Origin of the sequence: Pseudolabrys sp., assembly GCF_050250095.1 — a bacterium.
In the GTDB taxonomy this organism is placed as follows: domain Bacteria; phylum Pseudomonadota; class Alphaproteobacteria; order Rhizobiales; family Xanthobacteraceae; genus Pseudolabrys.
Genome location: NZ_JBFWPH010000001.1, coordinates 181220 through 199824 on the forward strand (window position 1 = coordinate 181220; position 18605 = coordinate 199824).

Sequence of the window (18605 nt, forward strand, 5' to 3'; positions counted from 1 at the left end):
CGGAGATCGCAGCATGTCCGATTCCATCCGCAGCTTCGGCATCGTCGGGCTCGGCAAGATGGGCGCGGGGCTTGCCGAAAACGCGCTCGCGCATGGCTTCAAGGTCGCCGGCCTCGATGTCCGGCCGGTCTCCGACGAACTGGTGAAGGCCGGCGTCCGGCCCGCGAAAGATTCGGACGCTCTCGCCGCGCTCCTCCCGCCGCCGCGCTTCATCATGCTCTATGTACCGGCCGGTCCGCCGGTCGATCGGTTGCTTGACCAGCTGCTGGAGGCGTTGTCGCCGGGCGACATCGTCGCCGACGGCGGCAATTCATATTGGGGCGATTCCATTCGCCGCCACGCGCGGCTGAAAGCGAAGGGGCTGCACTTCATCGACGCCGGCACGTCCGGCGGGCCGGGCGGCGCGCGCGACGGCGCCTGCTTCATGATCGGCGGCGAGGCGGAGCCGGTGGCGAAGATCGCGCCGCTGCTGCGCAGGCTCGCGGTCGAGGGCGGCTATGTCCACGCCGGACCGCCGGGCGCCGGCCATTTCGTCAAGCTGGTGCATAACGGCATCGAGTTCGGCATGCTGCAGGCGATCGGCGAGGGAATGGACCTGCTCGCGCATTACCGCGAGCCGCTTCCGGTCGACGCCATCCTGCAGTGCTGGAACCACGGCTCGGTGATCCGCTCCTGGCTGATCGAGCTGATGCAGCAGATGTATGCCGCGCAGGACGGGCTTTCCGCGACGCCGCCTTACGTGGAGGACACCGGCGAGGTGAACTGGCTGGTCGACGACGCCTTGCACATGGAGGTGCCGGTCCCGGTCATCACCCAGGCGGTGGTGCAGCTCATCGCGTCGCGCGATGCCGACCGCGATGCGGCGCGCGCGGTGAGCCTGATGCGCCACGGCTTCGGCGGCCATCCGTTCGGTGCGGATCGCGGCATCGCCCATGAGCGGCACACCGGCCGCGTGGGTGGCTTCGTTGGCCGGGAGCGCAGGTCATGACCGGACCGGTCGGCCACCGCGTCTGGGCCATCGCGGAAGGCTATATTCCGCCGCAGTCGACCGGCACCAGCCGCGAACTGACCAGCCACGAGACGGTCTGCATCCTCAACGTCGGCGACGCCGACGCGCAGATCGAGATCACCATTTACTTCGCGGATCGCGAACCGGTCGGGCCTTATCGTTTCGTCTGCGGCGCGCGGCGCACACTGCATCTGCGGTTCAACGATTTTTCCGATCCCGCGCCGGTGCCGAAAGGCACGGACTTCGCCAGCGTCATCGCAGCGGACCAGCCGGTCGTGGTGCAGCACACGCGGCTCGATACGCGCCAGCCGGCGCTTGCCTTGTTGTCGACCATCGCCTGTCCGGTCGCCTGAGTCGGACGGTGTCAGCGCCGCGCCGGCCCGGCCGTCATCGCGACGCCGAGCAGCAGCGCCGTCGAGACACCGACCACGCCGATCCCGGCAAACAGCAGCGGCGCGAAGGTCCAGCCGAGCCGCTCGACCACGCCCGCCATCCCGATCGGCCCGAGCAGGTTGCCGATATTGCTCGCCTGGTTGAACAGGCCGAGCACGATGGCGAGCACCGTGGTGTCGCGCGCAAATGTCGGCGCCGCCGCGAAGGCGGACGCCGGAATAAGTCCGGTGACGCCGAGGCTCATCGCCGCCAGCACCGCGATGCCGGCGACCGGCAGCATGTCCGAAAACACGCCATAACCGGCGAAGCCGACGAACACGAAGGCGGCCGCCGCCACCACCCAGATCGGGATGCCGAGCCGCACCAGGATTCCGGCCGACATGTTGCCGATCGCATTGCCGGCGACCGCGATGGCGCTGATCGCGCCGGCGCCGGCGATCGACATCCCCATGCGGTCGACCAGCAGCACCGGCAGCAGGCCGACCATCGCGGCGTACTGGAAGGTGTAGAGGCCGAAGGCGAAAGCGAGCAGCAGCGGACCCGGCTCCGTCACCACGGCGCGCGCATTGCCGAGCACGGCGCGGACGTCGCGCGCGCCGGGCGGCGGTTCGCGGAAGTCGATGGTGGCGATCAGCGCCGCATAGCCGAGCGCGATCGCGCCGTTGACCACCCACATCGTCTGCCAGCCGAAGTGCATCAGCCAGGGGCCGGCGAGGATCATGATGAGCGAGCCGACGGGCATATAGGCGCCCCACACCGCCAGCACCGGGCCGGAGTCGCGCGCGGAGGTGACGATGCGAAGCAGGCGCGGGATCGAGATGACGGCGATCAGGAAGCCCGCGCCTTCGATCGCGCGGGTGGCGATCAGAAACAGGCCGTTGTCGGCGAGCGCGCCGGCGAGGCTGCCGATGCCGCAGGCGATCAGCCCGCCGGTCAGCGCCTTCTTGCCCGACACCAGCGACATCGCGATGCCGGTCGGCAGGCCGGCAATCGCGCCGAGCAGGCCGTAGGTGCCGATGATCCAGGCGGCGAGCGACAGCGAGATCGCCAGTTCCTTCTGCACCACCGGCACGGCGATCACCGCCTTGCCGATCTGCAAGGCGACGATGATGCCCGCGACGAGCAGGGCGGCGACGGCGCCCCAGCGTGTGGTGGTCTGCATGTCCGGCAAGGGAGTGAACTGGTCCGAAAACGAGGGCTTCTTATACAGGTCTGCGGCCGGCTTTGAAGGGGGCGGCTGCATGATTGACTTTCGTTTCCGGGAATCGGCGGCAATCGGCTATCCTGACGGGACCGATTCATTGCTGAACGGAGGATTGCCCGATGGCTGACAACAAGGCGAAACGCGGTGGCGCCGATCGTGCGTTGATCGCGATCAGCGAACCTTACGAAGTCCGCTACTGGTCCAAGAAGTTCAAGGTCACTCCGGCCAAGCTGAAATACGCGGTCAAGAAAGCCGGCCGCTCGGCGAAGAAGGTCGAGGCCTATATCAAGCTGCAGAAGCACAAGGCCCGCGACCGCGCGCTGATCTCGACCAAGGAGGCCTACGAGGTCCGCTACTGGTCGAAGAAGTTCAAGGTGACGCCGGCGAAGCTCAAGGCGGCGGTGAAGGCTGCCGGGCGTTCGTCGAAGAAAGTCGGCGCCTACATCGCCGCATCGAAGAAGCGGGCGCGCAAGACATCGGCCGGCAGGAAGAAGCGGCGGTAGCCGTCCGGCGAAATCGGCGTCGCCGCTCCGCGCGCCACGAATTCAAGACGCGCGCCGTTCTGCGGCGCGCGTTTTTGTTGCCGGTGGCGCAAGACCCCGGCGTCCGGGCCGCCGCGTCAGGCTTTGGCGTCGCCGGTTCGCGCGGGAGCATCGTAGCCGCCTCGAATTTTAATCAAGATATTGATCTTGCTGCGTATTTCGTCTCGGCGGCGATCCTTAATAAATCGTATCCAAATGCTGTGGGGTGTTGCCAAAAGGACATATTTTTCTCCGGTGCGGCTCGCTAGGCTCGTTCCGCTTTTATGAAGCGCGATGGGGGGTTTTATGCGTCGTTCCGTAGTCGCGGCCGTGGCCGCGTGTTTCGGGTTGCTTGTCGGGTCGGGTGCTCAGGCGGCGGACATGCCGGTCAAGGCCTCGGTGCAAGCGGCCCCTGTGGCCTATACCTATAACTGGACGGGTTGGTATCTCGGCGCTCACGTTGGCTATCTCAGCGGCACGATCAATACGACGGTGAATCCGTTCAACGCGCTGCCGGCGTCCACCAAGACGAATTCCACCTTCGCCGGAATTCAGGGCGGCTATCGCCACCAGTTCTCCAACAATGTCGTGCTCGGCGCTCAGCTCGGCGCGCCGCTTATCGCCACCAAGGACGACACGCTGATCTTCGGCAATCTGAACGAAGGCAAGATGGTCTACTCGGTCCTCGGTCAGATCCAGCTCGGTTATGCGTTCGGCCGTGTCATGCCCTACGTCACCGGCGGCTTCGGTCTGGCGCGTATCAAGGGCCGGGAAACGACAGCCGGCGGCGTCGCTTCGCCGTGGGTGACCAACACCCATACGCTCGGGACCATCGGTGTCGGCGTCAACGTCGCCATCACCGAGCACTGGACCGCGGGCGTCGTTTACAACCGCGTGATCGCATCGAGCGAGCGTTATGACTGCGGGCCGACGGTCTGCGGCATCGTCGGCTCGTTCGACATGAAGGCCAACACGATCGCCGGCGTTCTCGAATACCGGTTCTAGGATCCGGCACCGGGCGCCTTCGGGCGCCCGGATTGTCTTTGGGCGGCCGCTTTGGCGAACGGGTATTCCCGCTTAATGTGGGCGCACGCGCCGATGCTTGCCGGCTCGAGAACATGACGGTCTGTCCGCGATGTGGTCCAACAACAGCGCCGTTCGCCGGCTGGCGACTGCGGTTATATCCGAGCTTGCCCCCGACATTGGCCGGCTCGGCATTCTCGATCGCGCCGATCGCCAGAGCCGCCGGGTTGAACGTATCCTTGGCGGGCTGATCGATCCCTTCACGCTCGTGCTCGACTCGATCGAAAGCCCGGTCGAGGCCCATGTGCGCGGCAAGCGGACGCTGCTGTTCGGCACCAACAGCTATCTCGGCCTCAACTTCCACCCCGACTGCATCGCGGCGGCCGAACAGGCCATGCGCTGCAACGGCGTCGGCTCGACCGCGTCGCGCGTCGCCGGCGGCACCCTGAGCGGGCATCTCGCTCTCGAGCAAGAGGTGGCCGCGCTTTACGGGCGCAGGCACGCGACCGTGTTCAGTACCGGATTCATGGCCAATCTCGGCCTGATCACTGCGCTTGTCGGCAAGGGCGACGCGATTTTTCTCGACGCGCATTCGCATGCCAGCATCGTCGACGCCGCGAAACAGAGCGGGGCGCTGGTCCGGCTGTTCGAGCACGACAGCGCCGGAAGTCTGGAAGACAACTTCAGGCGCTCGGCAATTCCGGGCGCGCGAACCCTCGTCGTTCTGGAGGGGGTCTATAGCGTGCTGGGCGACATCGCGAATTTGCCGGCGTTGCTCGCAGTGGCGCGCCGGCACGGCGCGGTCTCCGTCGTGGACGAGGCGCATGCGCTCGGCATTTACGGTAAGAACGGCCGCGGCGCCTGCGAGCATCTAGGCGTCGAGCATCTGGCCGACATCATCGTCGGAACTTTCAGCAAGAGTGTTGGCGTCATCGGCGGCTTCTGCGTCAGCGATCTCGATGCGCTGCGCGGCCTGCGCATGATGGCGCGCTCCTACATCTATTCCGCGTCGTTGCCGCCGGCTGTCATCGCCGCCGCGCGGGCTGCGCTCGCGATCATTGCGAAGGACGCCGCCCTGCGCGAGCGGCTCTGGAGCAACGTGGCCTATGTGCGCGGCGCGCTTGAAGCGTGCGGCCTGCCGTTGACGGGCGACGGACCGATCGGAAGCCAGGTGCTGCCGCTGTCCTATCGCGCGCATGCGCAATGGGAGGCGCTGCTCGATCGCGGCATCTACGTCAATTTGCTGCTGCCGCCGGCGACGCCGTCCAACCAGATCAACCTGCGGGTCAGCATTTCGGCGGCGCACCGGATCGAACATCTCGACACTGCGGTGACGGCGCTGCACGAGGTCTTGTCCGGCAAAGCCCGGCCGACGTGAGGCCGGTTCCGGTGACGGACGCCGCAACCCCGGCCGTCGAGGTTCGCCCGCTCTCGCAGACGAAAGACATTCGTGGCTGGCTGCGGGTGCCGCACGCGATTTACGGCGACGATCCGCATTGGGTGGCGCCGCTCGACTTCTTCGAGCGGCGGCGCATCGATCCGCGCAATCCCTTCTTCCGCTTCGCGGACGCGGAGTTCTTCGTCGCCTACCGGGACGGCCGGCCGGTCGGCCGCATCAGCGCGCAGGTCAACCGGCGGCATCTCGAGCAGCATCGCGACAATACAGGCCACTTCGGGTTTTTCGACGTGCCGGACGACGGCACTGTCGCCGATGCGTTGCTCGATGCGGCGCGCGACTGGCTTGCCGCGCGCGGCATGACGCGGATGGCCGGTCCTTTCAGCCTTTCGGTCAATGAGGAGTGCGGGCTTCTGGTCGAGGGCTTCGGCAAGCGTGCCGCCGTCATGGTTCCGCAATCGGCGCCGTGGCAAAGCGGGCTGCTCGAACGGCGCGGATTTTCGGGCATCGCCGACCTGCTGGAATTTCATCACGACCCGGAAGCGTCGCTGTCGTCGTTTCAATGGGCGACGGACCGTATCGCGAAGCAGGCGCGGGTCACGGTGCGCCGTTTCGACCGCGCCAGGCTCGACAGCGAACTGGACCTGATGCTGGACATCTTCAATGCCGGCTGGCGGACCAACTGGGGTTTCGTTCCGCTCAGCCGCGCGGAGGTCGATTACGGCGTCGGCAGCCTGCGCCCGTTGTTTCGTGATGAGTTCGGCGCGTTCGTCATGGTGGACGGCAAGGAGGCCGGGTTTTCGCTCGTACTGCCGGACATCAATGCGGTGATCAAGACATTCCGGGGGCGCCTGTTTCCCTTCAATGTGCTCCGGCTCCTGGCAGCGTTTTTGTTTCGCCGGATACGCTCGTCGCGGCTGGTGCTGTTCGGGCTGCGCCCGGAGTTTCAGAGCGGCAGCCCCGGCGGCCTGTCCGTAATCGCCTTGTGGCTCGCGATCCTGCGCGACTTCCCGAAGGTCTGCCCGCAGTGGAATGCCCCGGGCGGCGAGAAGGGCATCATCTATTACGTCTGGGTTCTCAAGCAGAACCGCCCGTTGGTCCGCCTGCTGACCGGTTTCTTCGGCGGTCCGGTCAAGACCTACCGCGTCTATGCCCGCGAGATGTGAAATCTACAGCGTCCGGAACATCACATAGGCGTCGACATGCCCGCGCGTCGGGTGATGGAAGGCGTGCGGCAGCTTGCCGACGATCTCGAAGCCCATGCTCTGCCACAGCTTGACCGCGCGGCTGTTGGTGCTGACCACGAAGTTGAACTGCATGGCGCGGAAGCTGAGCTGCTTGGCCTGCTCGATCGAGTGGATGCACATCGCCCGCGCGACGCCTTTGTGCGTCTGCTCGTCGGCGACGATATAGCCGCAATTGGCGACATGGGCACCGCCGCCGCGCTGGTTGGCGCGCAGATAATAGGTGCCGACCACGCCGCCCATGTCCTCGACGAGGAACACATGGTGGCCGGGGGTGTGCCAGTAGGCGAGGGCCTCGGCGCGGCCGATGTCGCGGGGGATCGGATAGGTCTCGCCGGCGCGGAACACCGGCTGGAGCACGCGCCAGATTGCGTCGTCGTCCTCCGAGGTGGCGGGTCTGATGTCCATTCCGGTCCAGCCTCCAGCCTGTCGGGGGTCATGCTAACATGGGTCCATGCGGGGCTTGAAAGCATTTGCCGCCGCCGTGGCGCTCGCCGCGGCGATGCCGGCGGGAACGGCGGGCGCGCAGGATGCGCCGGCGGCACGGGACGTGCCGGCGGCACAAGGGCTGAGCTGCCCTCTGCCGTCGACGGCGATGATGCGGGCGGAACTGCTGTTCGGCCGCAATATCGGCGGCCGTCTCGCCGTCAGCGAGCGGGCTTTTGCGCGTTTCGTGGCGGCGGAGATCACGCCGCGCTTTCCCGCCGGGCTGACCGTGATCGACGCCGCCGGCCAGTGGCGCGACACCGCGACCGGCCGGATCGTGCGGGAAAAGAGCAAGCTGGTGGTGCTGATGACCGGCGACGAGCCGGCCGCGCGCGAGCGCATCGCGGCCATCGCGCAGGCCTACAAGACGCGCTTCCACCAGCAGTCGGTCGGCGTCGTCACGCGCCCCGTCTGCGCGGCGTTCTAGGGGCCGATCCCGAAAAAGGGGACCGGCCGGTCCGGCGGCCTATTCGGCCGCCTGCGCCGGCGCCGTTCCGAGCCGCGGATTGAGCTCGCAGGCCTGTTCCCAGCTGATGACGTTGAACGACTTCGCGAGCTTGCCGACGCCGTCGGTCTGCGCGCAGAGCTGGCCGAGTTCGATGATCTCTTCGTCGGTGAAGGTTTCCTGCAACTCGCGATAAACCTCGTCGCGGTCGATTGCGTGCTCGCCCGACTTGAACAGCTCGGCGTATTTCAGCGCCGCCTTCTCGCGCGCCGTGAGCTTGTTGCTGTTCTGATAGTCGTTGAGCACGTCGTCGATGATCTCCTCGGTCAGGCCCTCGGCCTGCGCGACCTTCGAGCGCACCGTCGAGCAATAGCCGCACTGATGGGCGACCGAAATCTTGATGCGGCACATTTCCTTCATCTTGTGCGGCAGCACGCCCTCATAGAGCACCTTGTTCCAGCATTCGATCCAGGCGATGCCGACCTTTGAGCGCGACATGATGCGCACCACGCGCGGGTCCGGCGCGCCGGTGCGTTCCGCCGAGGCGACCATCTCGCGGATCTGCGGGGTCATTTCGGAGTCGTCGATGTAACGCAGGCGGGGCATGGGCGGTCTCCCTGAGGTTGATTGTTGGTGCCGAGGCTAGGGCGGCCTTGGCCTTTCGTAAAATGAATGTTTCGTATCGTATCCTTGCAAAAATCGTATACTGGCCGGCATGGACGTCCGTCAGCTCCAGGCCTTCCTGCGCATCGCCGAACTCGGCAGCTTCGCGCGGGCCGTCGCCGTCTTGAACCAGACCCAGCCGACCCTGAGCCGGCAGATCGCCGCGCTCGAGGCGGAGGTCGGTGCGCCGCTGCTCGCGCGCCACCGCCACGGCGTGACGCTCACCGACGCGGGCGTGCTGTTCCGCGCCCGCGCGGTGCAGGCACTGCGCGTGCTGGAGGAGGCGCGCGGTGAAATCAGCGCCCATGCGCAGGCGCCGAGCGGCACCGTGTCGCTGGGTCTGCCGCCGTCGCTTCTGACCGTCATGAGCGGTCCGCTGGTGCAGCGTTTCGCGCGCGACTATCCGGGCGTGCTGCTGCACGTCCACGAGGCGATCTCGCAGGGTCTCGAGGATATGATGCGAAGCGGCGCGGCCGACCTCGCGGTGCTGATCGCGGACCGCAGGGTTCTTCGCAACGTCACGCTGACACCGCTTGCGTCCGAGCCGCTGATGCTGGCCGGTCCTCGCAGCTCGGGGCTGCGCGCCGACCGGCCGGTCGCGATCGAGCGGCTCGCCGGCCAGCCGCTCCTGACGTTCCGCCCGCCGAACTATCTGCGGCTGCTCGCCGAGACGGCGCTGCGCAAGCGCGGGCTCGCCTTCAACGTCGCGGTCGAACTCGAAACCCTGCCCTTGATGATCGATCTGATCGAGCGCGGCGCCGGCTACACGCTGCTGCCGCCGAGCGGGCTTGCGCTCGCCCGGTCCCGTATCGCCGCGGCGCCTGTGCGCGGTCTCGACGTGACCTGGACGCTCGCCGTCAACCGCGCCCGCGCCGGCCAGCCGGCGGTCACCGCATTGGCGGCGATGATCCGCGAGCACGCGAATGCGCTGACGAAAAGCGGACACTGGCAGTCGGTGAAGCCGGCGAGACGCCGCTGACGCCGGCGGCGGCCGTCACCGGCGCCCCGCAAAAAGCAAAAGCGCGGGACAAGGCCCGCGCTTCACCGAATTCGATCCTGATAACCGGAGATCAGCCCGGTCCGCGGCGTGCGCCGGCGGCGCCCGGAGCGGGACGCGGCTTGGACGGGATGAGACCTTCGCGCTGCATCTTCTTGCGCGCGAGCTTGCGGGCGCGGCGGATCGCTTCCGCCTTTTCCCGGGCACGTTTCTCGGAGGGCTTTTCGTAATGGCCGCGAAGCTTCATCTCGCGGAAAATACCCTCGCGCTGCATCTTCTTCTTGAGCGCCTTGAGGGCTTGATCGACGTTGTTGTCGCGAACGAGAACCTGCACGCTTTCTCCTCTGGGTCCTTGGCCCCGGTTGGAACGAATTCGGTTGGCTGGAAGCCGGGTCGAAAACCCGCCAAAAACAGGCCTTCGAGTCGGGCGGGGGTAGCAGAAAAGGGCCTGAGAGTCCATGCAAAGGCTGCTGTCGCCAGCCTTTCCGTGGCTTTCCGCGGCCGGACGGGCGTTTTCGTCGGTTCCGAGCCGGAAATCAGGCCTTCAGCGGGGCAGCATGTGGAGATAAGGCTGCGCCTCCGCCAGCGCGCGGGCGTAGGACGGCCGCTTCATCAGCCGGCCGAGATAGGCGGTCAGCGCCGGATAGCGGCCGGCCAGCGGGTCGATCGCCTCGTTGATGTAGAACAGCGCCGGCGCGGCCGCGCAGTCCGCGAGGCTGAACCCGCCGCCCGCCGCCCATTCGCGCCCGCCCATGTCGTTCTCCGCGATGGCGAGCGCGGTGTGCATCGCCTTGCGCGCATGTTCGACGCCGTGCGGGTCCTTGCGGCCTTCCGGGCGGATGCGGTCGCCGATGATCTTCTGCATGTGGGTGTGGACGTTCAGGTCGTAGAAGCGGTCCAGCGCGCGCACCGCAAGCGCCGCCTCCGGCTCGTGCGGGATCAGCGTCGCCGGGCCGGGGTGATGCAGCGCGAGGTAGTCGATGATCGGCGTCGATTCCGGAATGACGCGCTCGCCGTCCGTCAGCACCGGGAATTTCCCCACCGGCCAGATTTTAAAGAACGCCTCGCGGCTCTCCGGCTTGTGCAGCTCGACGAGCTGCGGTGTGAACGGCGTGCCGTTCTCGTAGAGCGCGATCAGCGCCTTGTGGCAGTACGAGGAGAGGGGGTGCAGATAAAGCGTCAGCGCCATGGCGTAACTCCGGCAGACAATTGGATTCGTCGCGCGAGCTGGTCAGCGTTGCGGCCGCACCCGCGTCACATGCCCCATCTTGCGGCCCGGGCGGGCTTCCTTCTTGCCGTAAACGTGCACCGAGGCGCCGGGGACTTTCATCCAGCGCGTCGCCTCCTCGATCTCGGCGCCGATCAGGTTGATCATCTCGACGCGGCCGAGCCGCAGCGGCTTGCCGAGCGGCAGGCCGGCGATGGCGCGGATATGCTGCTCGAACTGCGACACCGTCGCGCCGTCGATCGTCCAGTGGCCGGAATTGTGCACCCGCGGCGCGATCTCGTTGACCAGCAATTCCGTGGCGCGGCCGCGCTTCACCGCGAACATCTCGACCGCCAGCACTCCGACATAGTCGAGCGCGTCGGCAATTTTTGTCGCGATGCGCCGCGCCTCGCGCTCGGTCGAGGGCGGCACCCGCGCCGGCACGCGCGACACTTTCAGAATGTGGTCGCGGTGCTGGTTCTCGGTGATGTCGAAGCAGACGACCTTGCCGGCCTTGTCGCGCGCCGCCACCACCGACACCTCGCGCTGGAACTTGACGAAGCCTTCGAGGATGCAGGGCGCGTTCTTGACGCTGCGCCAGGCGTCGATGGCGTCGGCGGCCTTCGCGATCTTGGCCTGGCCCTTGCCGTCATAGCCGAGCGTGCGCGTCTTCAGCACGGCGGGCAGGCCGACTTTCTCGATCCCTTCGGCAAGCTGCGTGGCCGAATGGACCGGCGCATAGGGCGCGGTCGGGATTTTCAGGCCCTTGACGAAATCCTTCTCGATCAGCCGGTCCTGCGTCGCTTCTAACACGCGCGGGTCGGGCAACACCTGCTTGCGCGCGGCGAGAAAGGTCGCGGTCGCCGCCGGCACGTTCTCGAACTCGTAGGTGATGACGTCGACCACCTGCGCGAACTCGGCAAGCGCCTTTTCGTCCTCGTAAGGCGCTTTCGTGATGACGTGGGCGACATCGAAAGCGCAGGAGTTTTCCTCCGGCGAATAGATATGCGTGCGGTAGCCGAGGTTCGCCGCCGCCAGCGCCAGCATGCGGCCGAGTTGTCCGCCGCCGAGAATCCCGATGGTCGCGCCGCTCTTGAGCACGGTTGCGTTCTGTCCCTGTCAGCCTTTCGGCTTTTTCTTGACGGAAGCGGTCTGCCGCGCGCGGAAGGCGTCGAGCTTTCTGGCGACCGCGGCGTCGGAGAGCGCAAGAACGCTCGCGGCGAGCAGCGCGGCGTTGATCGCGCCCGGCTTGCCGATCGCCAGCGTGCCGACCGGGATGCCGGCCGGCATCTGCACGATGGAGGCGAGGCTGTCCTTGCCTTCGAGCCGGTTGACGTTCATCGGCACGCCGAGCACTGGCAGCGATGTCATCGCCGCCGCCATGCCGGGCAGATGCGCCGCGCCGCCGGCCCCGGCGATGATGACCTTGAAGCCGGCCGCGCGCGCGCCGTGGGCGAACTCATAAAGCCGCTTCGGCGTGCGGTGCGCGGAAACGATGCGGGCGTCGTATTTGATGCCGAGCTGGTCGAGGGTCTTCGCGGCGAAGGTCATGGTCGCCCAGTCGGACTGGCTGCCCATGATGATGGCGACCGGCGCGGCCGGCTTGCGCCGAGCCTTCATGCTTGCCTTCTTGGTCGTTTTCCTGCGTGACGTGCCCATCGGCCCCCCGGTTCGGACCCGCCCCGAACGGAAAGCGGGGGATTATAGGTACGGAACCCCTGCTGGCAAGGCGAGGCAGGCGCGCTATCCTCATACCATGACGCAGCGAAATCGACCGACGGCCGTGCGGGTGGCCGGAAAGACGCCGGCCGCTGAGGCCGCCACGCCGCCGGAGGCCGACGTCGCCACCGAGGTCGCCACCTTGCGTGCGGCCCTTGTCAGGGCCGAGGCGCGAATTGCCGAACTCGAGGCTCGCGCCGACATCGACCCGCTGCTCGACATTCTCAACCGCCGCGCCTTCGAGCGGGAACTGGCCCGTTCGATCGCCTATCTCGACCGCTACGGCGGCGCCATCGCGCTGGTCTATGTCGATCTCGACGGCTTCAAGGCGGTCAACGACCGCCACGGCCACGGCGCCGGCGATGCGCTGCTGCGGGCCGCCGCCGCCGCGCTGACCGGCGCGGTGCGCGCCTCCGACATTGTGGCAAGGCTCGGCGGCGACGAATTCGCGCTGCTGTTGTGGAACGCCGGCGAGGCGCAGGCGCAGGCCAAGGCGGCCGAGCTTGAGAATGCGGTCGCCGCCGCCACCGTGACGCATGAGGGCGCGGTGTTGTCGGTCACCGCTTCGGCCGGCGCCGCCGCGGTGACGCCCGGCCGCACCACCGCAGAGGTGCTCGATGCCGCCGACCGCGCGATGTATGTGCGCAAAATGGCGGCGCGCAGATCGTCGCGCGGCTAAAAATACCTTCAGGCGATGATGTCGGGCGTCAGCTGGTCCTCGACCGCCCGGATGCGGTCGCGCAGTCCCAGTTTGCGCTTTTTCAGCCGCTGAATCTGGATCAGGTCCGAGGCGGGCGAGGCGACCAGCGCCGCAATGGCGGCGTCGAGATCGCGATGTTCCTGCAGGAGGCGCGCCAACTGCTCCCGCAATGCTCGTTCGTCGTCCCTGTCCATCGCCTTACGCAAATGTTCGGTCGGCCGCCGCCGACCCGGCCGCGATCAAACTTTTATTCATTATACCAATTTTTCCACAATCCGCCTGTATGGTTCAAATTGTGCAATCCGATCAGGCATTTCGTGCGTCCGATGTTGCGGTCCGCGGCTTTGCGGCGGTCGCGCGGCGGCCGACTCTGGGTTAAACTGTCACTGTCAAAATAGATTGAGGAGACATTCCTACATGTCGATGCAATCGCACCTTGCGGAATTGGAGAGGCGCCACGAGGCCCTCGAGCGGGAAATCAACGACGCGGTGCTCCACCCGTCGACCGACGATCTGAAGATCGCCGAACTCAAACGCAAGAAACTGCTGGTGAAGGACGAAATCGTCCGATTGAGATCGAGTGACAGCGTCAGCGTACACTGAACGCACGCTCCCTCGGAACGTCATAGCGTAGGAAGAACCGCCGGCTCGCGCCGCGAGGCGGCGGTTTTGTTTTGTGTCGTGGCTTCCTCGCGCGCCCGGCGGCGCGGAGCGGCTCCATAACCTTCGGTGCACGCCACCAACAACCGCGCGGCCATAGGGCGAGCGGCGCCCGGCCCCTTACACTGTCCGATGAAATTCACTGGGACGCGCGCCATGCCGGAGACTTACGACGTCGTCATCGTCGGCTACGGGCCGACCGGAATGCTGGCCGCGGTCAAGCTCGGTCAGGCCGGTCATCGGGTCGCGATCGTCGAACGCCACCGCGATCTGTACAAGCTCGCCCGCGTCGGCATCGTGCATGACGACGTGCTGCGGATGTTCCAGGAGCTCGGCATCAGCGAGGCGATCGCGCCCGCGACCTTCTTCCTGCCGAAATACGAACTGTCGAACAAAGGCAGGATTCTGCTGTCCAACGAGGTTCAGGCCAGGGCGACGCATGGCTGGCCGGAATTCATCTCGATCTACCAGCCGGCCTTCGAGGCCGAACTCGACAGGATCGCCAAGGCGCTGCCCACGGTCGATGTCTTCCAGGGTGCGAAAGCCGTCGCCATCGCGCAGGACGACGCCGCCGTGACGCTCACCATCGAGGACGTCAACGGCGTGCGCCGCGACATCGCCGGCCGTTATCTGATCGGCTCGGACGGCGGCAACAGCTTCGTGCGCCAGGCGCTGCGCATCGATTTCGAATTTCTCGGTTTCGATCAGGACTGGCTCGTGATCGACGGCAAGGCGAAGAAGCCGCCGCGGCCGGACCTGCCGCTGCTGCGCCAGCTGTGCGAGCCGGACCAGCCGGGCATGACCATGCAGATGGGCGCGCATCATCGCCGCTGGTCGATGATGGTGATGCCCGGCGAGTCGCATGAGGAGGCGGTGTCGTATCCGAGCGTGTGGCGCAGGCTCGACCGGCCGGAAGGCGCGACGCCCGACGAGTTCGAACTGGTGCGCGTCGTCATCTACAAGTTCACCTCGCAGATCGCGACGCGCTGGCGCGCCGGCCGCGTTTTCCTGGCCGGCGACGCGGCGCATCTGATGCCGCCGTTCCTCGCGCAAGGCCTCTGCACCGGCCTGCGGGATGCCTACAATCTGGCGTGGAAGCTCGATGCGGTGCTGAAAGGGCAGGCGGGCGACGCGCTGCTCGATACCTACGAGGCGGAGCGCGCGCCCAATGCCCGCGCCACCATCGTCGAAAGCGCCCGCGTCGGACAGAACGTCATCGAGCGCGATCACCAGAAGGCGAAGGAGCGCGACGCTCGGCTTGCCGTGATGCAGGCCGAGCTTGAGAAGGCGAAGGGCCAAAAGGCGCTGATCGCGTTCCGCGTGCCGGGCTACGAGCAGGGCTTTCGCGCCGGCAGCGCGCGCGCCGCCGGCGATTCATTCCCGCAGGGCGACGTGCGCGGGCGCGGCGGCGTCGGCCGTTTCGACGACGTCGCCGGGCGGGGCTGGACCATCGTGGCGCGCAACGGCGATGCAGCGGCGGCGCTGCCGGCCGCGCAGCGCGCCTATTGGGAAAGCCTCGGCGGCGGCTTCGTCACGCTTGGCAAGGGAGCCATCGAGGACAGTGAGGGCATCTACACGCGGCTGATGGACGAATACGGCTGCGACGCCATCGTCAAGCGGCCGGACTATTACATCTTCGGCGCCTGCGCGACGCTGGCCGAACTGCCGGGCGTCATCGGCGAGCTGAAGCGCCAGATGACGGCATGATCCCGAAAAGTGGAAACCGGTTTTCGGATAAGATCATGCCCTTAATAAGCAAAGATTTGATTCAAGGAGTTGAATCAGACTCTATATCTTTCGTCGCTTCACGCGGCGGGCGAGATAGTCGAAATTGATGGCGAACTGCTCGTGACTTGCGAGCACGTCGCGCAGCTTGGCGAGATCGGGTGCCGGAAATTCCGGCAGCGCGTCGCCGGTGGCCTCGATCGCGAGTTGCACCTGCGCGGCGTTCTCCAGCATGATCGCGCCGATCACCGCGTCCTCGATCGCGCCGCCGGTCATCACCACGCCGTGGTTCTTCAACAGCACCGCGCGATGCGGTCCGAGCGCCTTGGCGACGCGCGCGCCCATCTCCGGCGTGCGGATCAGGAAGATGGTGTCGTCGTAGAGACCGACATCGCCGGCGAACAGCGCCCCCGGCTGGCTGTAGGCCATCACCTGCCGCCCGGTGCCCGACAGCGCCACCGAATAGGGCGAGTGGACATGGATCACGCTCTGCACGTCCGGCCGCGCGCGGAAGATTTCCGAATGGATGAAGACTTCGCTGTGGCGGCGCGCCTTGCCGGTCACCACCTTGCCGTCGAGATCGATGGTCAGGATGTTCTTCGGTGTGATCTCGTCGAAGCCGACGCTGTGCGGCTTCATGTAAAACAGATTCGGCTTGCCCGGCACGCGCACCGAGATGTGGCCGCGGGTGAAATCGTCGTGGCCTTCGCAGACCAGGATTTTGCCGCCGACGATCAGTTTCCGCTTCAGAGCTTCATGTGCCATGAGAACACCATTATGGGAATCTCATCTGGGCCGATTGCGTTTTTTAATCGGCAATTTTCAATTGGCGATAACAGCGGCTTGCTCCGCTGCGTCTGCGTCCGCCGCCGGTATCCGCGACAGGTCTACCATGTTAGCCTCTCGCCGGGGAACGTTCGTCGACAAGGAGAAGCCATGCATAGCCGGCAAACCGCGCTCCGCCGCACCTTTGTTTGCGCTGCCGTCGCCGTCGCCGTGTTCGCGGCATCGCCCGCCGCCGCCGACGATTATCCGAACCGGCCGGTGACCTTCATCACGCCCGCCGCCGCCGGCAACAGTCCCGACGTTGCGACGCGCTTCATCGCCGACCGTCTCGGCGCGCTCTGGAAACAGCAGATCGTGGTGATGAACCGGCCGGGTGCCGGCGGTCTGCTCGCCGCGCAGGCGGCCTCGACCGTCACGCCCGACGGCTACACGCTTTACATGACGCAGGCTTCGACCTTCACCGTGCTGCCGGTCACCCAGGCCGAAAAGGCGGGGCCGCTGCTCAAGACCTTCGTGCCGATCGCGCTGATCGCCGAGCAGCCGATTGCCGTGTCGGTCAGTCCGGCGATCCCGGTGAAAACCGTCGCCGAGCTGATCGACTACATCAAGAAGCAGCCGCAGACCGTGCAGTTCGCGGCGTCCAATCGCGGCGGCCAGTCGCATCTCACCGGCGAATTGTTCGCCCGCAAGGCCGGCGTGAAGATGACCTATATCCACGGGCCGAGCGCGGCGACCTCGGTCACCGACGTCACCGCCGGGCGAATCCCGATGATGTTCGAAGGCATCGCCGGCGTTGCCGGCGCGATGCAGGGCGGTGCGGTGCGCGTCATCGGCGTCGGTTCCGGCAAGCGGCTGTCGAACTATCCGGACATCCCGACCATCGGCGAGACAGTGCCCGGTTTCGAGTCGCAAGGCTGGATCATGCTGATGGCGCCGGCCGGCACGCCGGATGCAATCGTGCAGAAGGTCGCCAATGACCTGCGCGGCATCGTCGAGGATCCGGCGGTGGCCAAGCGGTTCGCCGCCATCGGCACCTATCCGCACTGGCTCAGCCCGGCGGACTCGGCGGCCTATATCAAGAAGCAGGAAGACCAGTGGTGGCCGCTGGTGCGCGAGGTCGGCGTCAAGCGCTGAGAGGTTCAGCAGCAGTTCTTGCCGCCTGCCTGGATCGGCGGGCAGGGCACCGAGCCATAGGAACAGAAGACACAGCAGTCTCCCGGCTTCGGCTTCAAACGTTTGCCGCAGCCGGTGCAGTCATAGAAGAACCGGCAGGCGTCGGCCGGCATGGTTTCCTCCTTCGCCGTGCCGCAATGCGGGCAGGTGATGACCGATGCCGTGACGATCGCCGCGCTCATCAGGTGCGCTCGGTGGCGTCGAACTTCGCCCGCGCCTTCTGCATCGCCTGCGCGTGTTCGCGCGCCCAGTCGGCGAGGTGATTGACCGGCGTCAGCAGCGAGTGGCCGAGCTTGGTCAGTTCGTAATCGACGCGCGGCGGAATGGTCGGCGTCACGGTGCGCGTCACCAGTCCGTCGCGCTCGAGCGCGCGGAGCGTCAGCGTCAGCATCCGCTGCGAGATCGAGCCCAGCGCCCGGCGCAGTTCGTTGAAGCGCTTCGGCCCGCCGCCCAGCAGTTCCACGACCAGCACCGTCCACTTGTCGCCGACCCGCGACAGCACCTCGCTGATCGCCCGGCACTCGGTAGGCTCATGCAGGGTACCGGGTAACACCGGTGTGCCTTCTTGCTTTCGAACCGCGGTCATTTATCTATCCTCGGTATCAAATTGATACTTACGAAGGAAAGGTAACCATTCCCATGGCCAAGCACAAGATCGCCGTCATCGTCGGCAGCAACCGCAAGGAATCGATCAATCGCAAGCTGGCGCAGGCGCTGATCGCGCTCGGCCGCGACACGTTCGACGGCGAGATCGTCAAGATCGACGATTTCCCGATCTATAACCAGGACGACGAGCAGAACCTCACCGACAGCGTGAAGCGCTTCAAGGCGGCGATCGCCGCGGCGGATGGCGTGCTGTTCGTCACCCCCGAGCACAGCCGCTCGATCCCCGCAGTGTTGAAGAACGCCATCGACTGGGGCGCGCGGCCCTGGGGCCAGAACAGCTGGACCGGCAAGGTCGCGGCCGTCACCGGCACCTCCGGCGGCGCGATCAGCACCGCGCTTGCCCAGCAGCACCTGCGCCAGATCCTCGGCGCGCAGGGCGTCACGCTCGCCGGCGGCGAAGCCTATCTGCTGTTCAAGCCGGAGCTGCTCGACGCCAAGGGCGAGATCGCCGACGAGTCGACCCGCAAGTTTCTCGGCGGCTTCCTCGACAGCTTCGTCACGCTGATCGATCGCCTGAAAAAGTAATGCGCAGCATCCTGTCTATGAGATCAACATCGTCATGAGCGGAGCGGATCAGGCTCCGCAGTC

At 66.4% G+C, this 18605-nt stretch carries 24 protein-coding genes; 13 read left to right on the forward strand and 11 right to left on the reverse strand.

Annotation, left to right across the window (positions count from 1 at the left end; translation table 11 throughout):
- Positions 1 to 13 precede the first annotated feature (13 nt).
- A complete protein-coding gene (locus AB7F10_RS00845; protein ID WP_428558211.1) occupies positions 14 to 988 on the forward strand; it encodes an NADP-dependent phosphogluconate dehydrogenase in 975 nt (324 codons plus the stop codon).
- A complete protein-coding gene (locus AB7F10_RS00850; protein ID WP_428558210.1) occupies positions 985 to 1362 on the forward strand; it encodes a sensory rhodopsin transducer in 378 nt (125 codons plus the stop codon). The genes AB7F10_RS00845 and AB7F10_RS00850 overlap by 4 nt, the downstream gene beginning before the upstream one ends.
- A gap of 11 nt (positions 1363 to 1373) precedes the next feature.
- Here AB7F10_RS00850 and AB7F10_RS00855 read toward each other — a convergent pair whose 3' ends face one another.
- Positions 1374 to 2645 carry an MFS transporter gene (locus AB7F10_RS00855; protein ID WP_428558209.1) on the reverse strand — a complete coding sequence of 424 codons (1272 nt, stop codon included), beginning with the start codon at positions 2643 to 2645 and terminating at the stop codon, positions 1374 to 1376.
- A gap of 80 nt (positions 2646 to 2725) precedes the next feature.
- Between AB7F10_RS00855 and AB7F10_RS00860 the strand changes: the two genes are divergently transcribed.
- The 4 genes from AB7F10_RS00860 (at position 2726) to AB7F10_RS00875 (ending at position 6712) form a co-directional block, all read left to right on the forward strand.
- Complete coding sequence (locus tag AB7F10_RS00860) at positions 2726 to 3109, forward strand: DUF3606 domain-containing protein (protein WP_428558207.1); 384 nt, start codon at positions 2726 to 2728, stop codon at positions 3107 to 3109.
- Positions 3110 to 3508: 399 nt separating this feature from the next.
- Entirely contained in the window at positions 3509 to 4132 is a 624-nt protein-coding gene (locus tag AB7F10_RS00865) for an outer membrane protein (protein ID WP_428558206.1), read from the forward strand.
- A 130-nt stretch (positions 4133 to 4262) separates the two neighbouring features.
- The gene (locus AB7F10_RS00870; protein WP_428558205.1) at positions 4263 to 5528 is read left to right on the forward strand and encodes an aminotransferase class I/II-fold pyridoxal phosphate-dependent enzyme; all 1266 of its coding nucleotides are present in this window, start codon (positions 4263 to 4265) and stop codon (positions 5526 to 5528) included.
- An 11-nt stretch (positions 5529 to 5539) separates the two neighbouring features.
- Entirely contained in the window at positions 5540 to 6712 is a 1173-nt protein-coding gene (locus AB7F10_RS00875; RefSeq protein ID WP_428558203.1) for a hypothetical protein, read from the forward strand.
- A gap of 3 nt (positions 6713 to 6715) precedes the next feature.
- Here the strand turns inward: AB7F10_RS00875 and AB7F10_RS00880 are convergent, their stop codons facing one another.
- Entirely contained in the window at positions 6716 to 7198 is a 483-nt protein-coding gene (locus AB7F10_RS00880) for an N-acetyltransferase family protein (protein ID WP_428558202.1), read from the reverse strand.
- Positions 7199 to 7244: 46 nt separating this feature from the next.
- Here AB7F10_RS00880 and AB7F10_RS00885 point away from each other — a divergent pair, with 46 nt between their 5' ends.
- The gene (locus AB7F10_RS00885) at positions 7245 to 7703 is read left to right on the forward strand and encodes a DUF3574 domain-containing protein (RefSeq protein WP_428558201.1); all 459 of its coding nucleotides are present in this window, start codon (positions 7245 to 7247) and stop codon (positions 7701 to 7703) included.
- A gap of 39 nt (positions 7704 to 7742) precedes the next feature.
- On the opposite strand, the gene AB7F10_RS00890 is transcribed toward AB7F10_RS00885, so the two are convergent.
- Complete coding sequence (locus AB7F10_RS00890) at positions 7743 to 8327, reverse strand: carboxymuconolactone decarboxylase family protein (protein WP_428558200.1); 585 nt, start codon at positions 8325 to 8327, stop codon at positions 7743 to 7745.
- 109 nt (positions 8328 to 8436) lie between these two features.
- Here AB7F10_RS00890 and AB7F10_RS00895 point away from each other — a divergent pair, with 109 nt between their 5' ends.
- On the forward strand, positions 8437 to 9363 hold the full coding sequence (locus tag AB7F10_RS00895) for a LysR family transcriptional regulator (RefSeq protein WP_428558198.1): 927 nt from the start codon (positions 8437 to 8439) through the stop codon (positions 9361 to 9363).
- A gap of 91 nt (positions 9364 to 9454) precedes the next feature.
- Here the strand turns inward: AB7F10_RS00895 and rpsU are convergent, their stop codons facing one another.
- The 4 genes from rpsU to purE all read right to left on the reverse strand — a co-directional run bounded on the left by rpsU (position 9455) and on the right by purE (position 12208).
- A complete protein-coding gene (gene rpsU / locus AB7F10_RS00900; RefSeq protein WP_428558197.1) occupies positions 9455 to 9715 on the reverse strand; it encodes a 30S ribosomal protein S21 in 261 nt (86 codons plus the stop codon).
- 210 nt (positions 9716 to 9925) lie between these two features.
- The gene (locus tag AB7F10_RS00905) at positions 9926 to 10570 is read right to left on the reverse strand and encodes a glutathione S-transferase family protein (RefSeq protein ID WP_428558196.1); all 645 of its coding nucleotides are present in this window, start codon (positions 10568 to 10570) and stop codon (positions 9926 to 9928) included.
- Between the two features lie 42 nt (positions 10571 to 10612).
- Complete coding sequence (locus tag AB7F10_RS00910) at positions 10613 to 11689, reverse strand: 5-(carboxyamino)imidazole ribonucleotide synthase (RefSeq protein WP_428558194.1); 1077 nt, start codon at positions 11687 to 11689, stop codon at positions 10613 to 10615.
- An 18-nt stretch (positions 11690 to 11707) separates the two neighbouring features.
- Positions 11708 to 12208, reverse strand: coding sequence for a 5-(carboxyamino)imidazole ribonucleotide mutase (gene purE, locus AB7F10_RS00915; RefSeq protein ID WP_428558193.1), 501 nt, complete (start codon positions 12206 to 12208; stop codon positions 11708 to 11710).
- A gap of 169 nt (positions 12209 to 12377) precedes the next feature.
- On the opposite strand from purE, the gene AB7F10_RS00920 reads away from it, so the two are divergent.
- Positions 12378 to 12986 (forward strand): GGDEF domain-containing protein, encoded by a 609-nt coding sequence (locus AB7F10_RS00920; protein WP_428558192.1) that lies wholly within the window; start codon positions 12378 to 12380, stop codon positions 12984 to 12986.
- An 8-nt stretch (positions 12987 to 12994) separates the two neighbouring features.
- On the opposite strand, the gene AB7F10_RS00925 is transcribed toward AB7F10_RS00920, so the two are convergent.
- Positions 12995 to 13201: a YdcH family protein gene (locus tag AB7F10_RS00925; RefSeq protein ID WP_428558191.1), complete on the reverse strand. Its 207-nt coding sequence runs from the start codon at positions 13199 to 13201 to the stop codon at positions 12995 to 12997.
- 223 nt (positions 13202 to 13424) lie between these two features.
- Here AB7F10_RS00925 and AB7F10_RS00930 point away from each other — a divergent pair, with 223 nt between their 5' ends.
- Positions 13425 to 13610, forward strand: coding sequence for a YdcH family protein (locus AB7F10_RS00930; RefSeq protein WP_428558190.1), 186 nt, complete (start codon positions 13425 to 13427; stop codon positions 13608 to 13610).
- 213 nt (positions 13611 to 13823) lie between these two features.
- Positions 13824 to 15374, forward strand: coding sequence for a bifunctional 3-(3-hydroxy-phenyl)propionate/3-hydroxycinnamic acid hydroxylase (locus tag AB7F10_RS00935; protein ID WP_428558189.1), 1551 nt, complete (start codon positions 13824 to 13826; stop codon positions 15372 to 15374).
- An 81-nt stretch (positions 15375 to 15455) separates the two neighbouring features.
- Here the strand turns inward: AB7F10_RS00935 and AB7F10_RS00940 are convergent, their stop codons facing one another.
- Positions 15456 to 16157, reverse strand: a complete 702-nt coding sequence (locus tag AB7F10_RS00940; RefSeq protein WP_428558188.1) for a class II aldolase/adducin family protein — start codon at positions 16155 to 16157, stop codon at positions 15456 to 15458.
- A gap of 171 nt (positions 16158 to 16328) precedes the next feature.
- Here AB7F10_RS00940 and AB7F10_RS00945 point away from each other — a divergent pair, with 171 nt between their 5' ends.
- On the forward strand, positions 16329 to 17312 hold the full coding sequence (locus AB7F10_RS00945; protein ID WP_428558187.1) for a Bug family tripartite tricarboxylate transporter substrate binding protein: 984 nt from the start codon (positions 16329 to 16331) through the stop codon (positions 17310 to 17312).
- 5 nt (positions 17313 to 17317) lie between these two features.
- Here the strand turns inward: AB7F10_RS00945 and AB7F10_RS00950 are convergent, their stop codons facing one another.
- On the reverse strand, positions 17318 to 17533 hold the full coding sequence (locus tag AB7F10_RS00950) for a GDCCVxC domain-containing (seleno)protein (RefSeq protein WP_428558186.1): 216 nt from the start codon (positions 17531 to 17533) through the stop codon (positions 17318 to 17320).
- Positions 17533 to 17937 carry a winged helix-turn-helix transcriptional regulator gene (locus AB7F10_RS00955; protein ID WP_428558185.1) on the reverse strand — a complete coding sequence of 135 codons (405 nt, stop codon included), beginning with the start codon at positions 17935 to 17937 and terminating at the stop codon, positions 17533 to 17535. Before AB7F10_RS00955 ends, AB7F10_RS00950 begins: the two co-directional genes overlap by 1 nt.
- 53 nt (positions 17938 to 17990) lie before the next feature.
- Between AB7F10_RS00955 and AB7F10_RS00960 the strand changes: the two genes are divergently transcribed.
- Positions 17991 to 18542, forward strand: a complete 552-nt coding sequence (locus AB7F10_RS00960) for an NADPH-dependent FMN reductase (protein ID WP_428558184.1) — start codon at positions 17991 to 17993, stop codon at positions 18540 to 18542.
- Positions 18543 to 18605: the final 63 nt, after the last annotated feature.

Bases quoted from the DNA above. Each gene is read 5' to 3' on its own strand.
- purE (WP_428558193.1), bottom strand. From the start codon at position 12,208: ATGAAGGCTCGGCGCAAGCCGGCCGCGCCGGTCGCCATCATCATGGGC.
- AB7F10_RS00865 (WP_428558206.1), top strand. From the start codon at position 3,509: ATGCCGGTCAAGGCCTCGGTGCAAGCGGCCCCTGTGGCCTATACCTAT.
- AB7F10_RS00850 (WP_428558210.1), top strand. From the start codon at position 985: ATGACCGGACCGGTCGGCCACCGCGTCTGGGCCATCGCGGAAGGCTAT.
- AB7F10_RS00960 (WP_428558184.1), top strand. From the start codon at position 17,991: ATGGCCAAGCACAAGATCGCCGTCATCGTCGGCAGCAACCGCAAGGAA.
- AB7F10_RS00870 (WP_428558205.1), top strand. From the start codon at position 4,263: ATGTGGTCCAACAACAGCGCCGTTCGCCGGCTGGCGACTGCGGTTATA.
- AB7F10_RS00860 (WP_428558207.1), top strand. From the start codon at position 2,726: ATGGCTGACAACAAGGCGAAACGCGGTGGCGCCGATCGTGCGTTGATC.
- AB7F10_RS00890 (WP_428558200.1), bottom strand. From the start codon at position 8,327: ATGCCCCGCCTGCGTTACATCGACGACTCCGAAATGACCCCGCAGATC.
- AB7F10_RS00955 (WP_428558185.1), bottom strand. From the start codon at position 17,937: ATGACCGCGGTTCGAAAGCAAGAAGGCACACCGGTGTTACCCGGTACC.
- AB7F10_RS00855 (WP_428558209.1), bottom strand. From the start codon at position 2,645: ATGCAGCCGCCCCCTTCAAAGCCGGCCGCAGACCTGTATAAGAAGCCC.
- AB7F10_RS00935 (WP_428558189.1), top strand. From the start codon at position 13,824: ATGCCGGAGACTTACGACGTCGTCATCGTCGGCTACGGGCCGACCGGA.
- AB7F10_RS00950 (WP_428558186.1), bottom strand. From the start codon at position 17,533: ATGAGCGCGGCGATCGTCACGGCATCGGTCATCACCTGCCCGCATTGC.
- AB7F10_RS00845 (WP_428558211.1), top strand. From the start codon at position 14: ATGTCCGATTCCATCCGCAGCTTCGGCATCGTCGGGCTCGGCAAGATG.
- AB7F10_RS00930 (WP_428558190.1), top strand. From the start codon at position 13,425: ATGTCGATGCAATCGCACCTTGCGGAATTGGAGAGGCGCCACGAGGCC.
- AB7F10_RS00925 (WP_428558191.1), bottom strand. From the start codon at position 13,201: ATGGACAGGGACGACGAACGAGCATTGCGGGAGCAGTTGGCGCGCCTC.
- AB7F10_RS00880 (WP_428558202.1), bottom strand. From the start codon at position 7,198: ATGGACATCAGACCCGCCACCTCGGAGGACGACGACGCAATCTGGCGC.
- AB7F10_RS00905 (WP_428558196.1), bottom strand. From the start codon at position 10,570: ATGGCGCTGACGCTTTATCTGCACCCCCTCTCCTCGTACTGCCACAAG.
- AB7F10_RS00885 (WP_428558201.1), top strand. From the start codon at position 7,245: ATGCGGGGCTTGAAAGCATTTGCCGCCGCCGTGGCGCTCGCCGCGGCG.
- AB7F10_RS00945 (WP_428558187.1), top strand. From the start codon at position 16,329: ATGCATAGCCGGCAAACCGCGCTCCGCCGCACCTTTGTTTGCGCTGCC.
- AB7F10_RS00895 (WP_428558198.1), top strand. From the start codon at position 8,437: ATGGACGTCCGTCAGCTCCAGGCCTTCCTGCGCATCGCCGAACTCGGC.
- AB7F10_RS00940 (WP_428558188.1), bottom strand. From the start codon at position 16,157: ATGGCACATGAAGCTCTGAAGCGGAAACTGATCGTCGGCGGCAAAATC.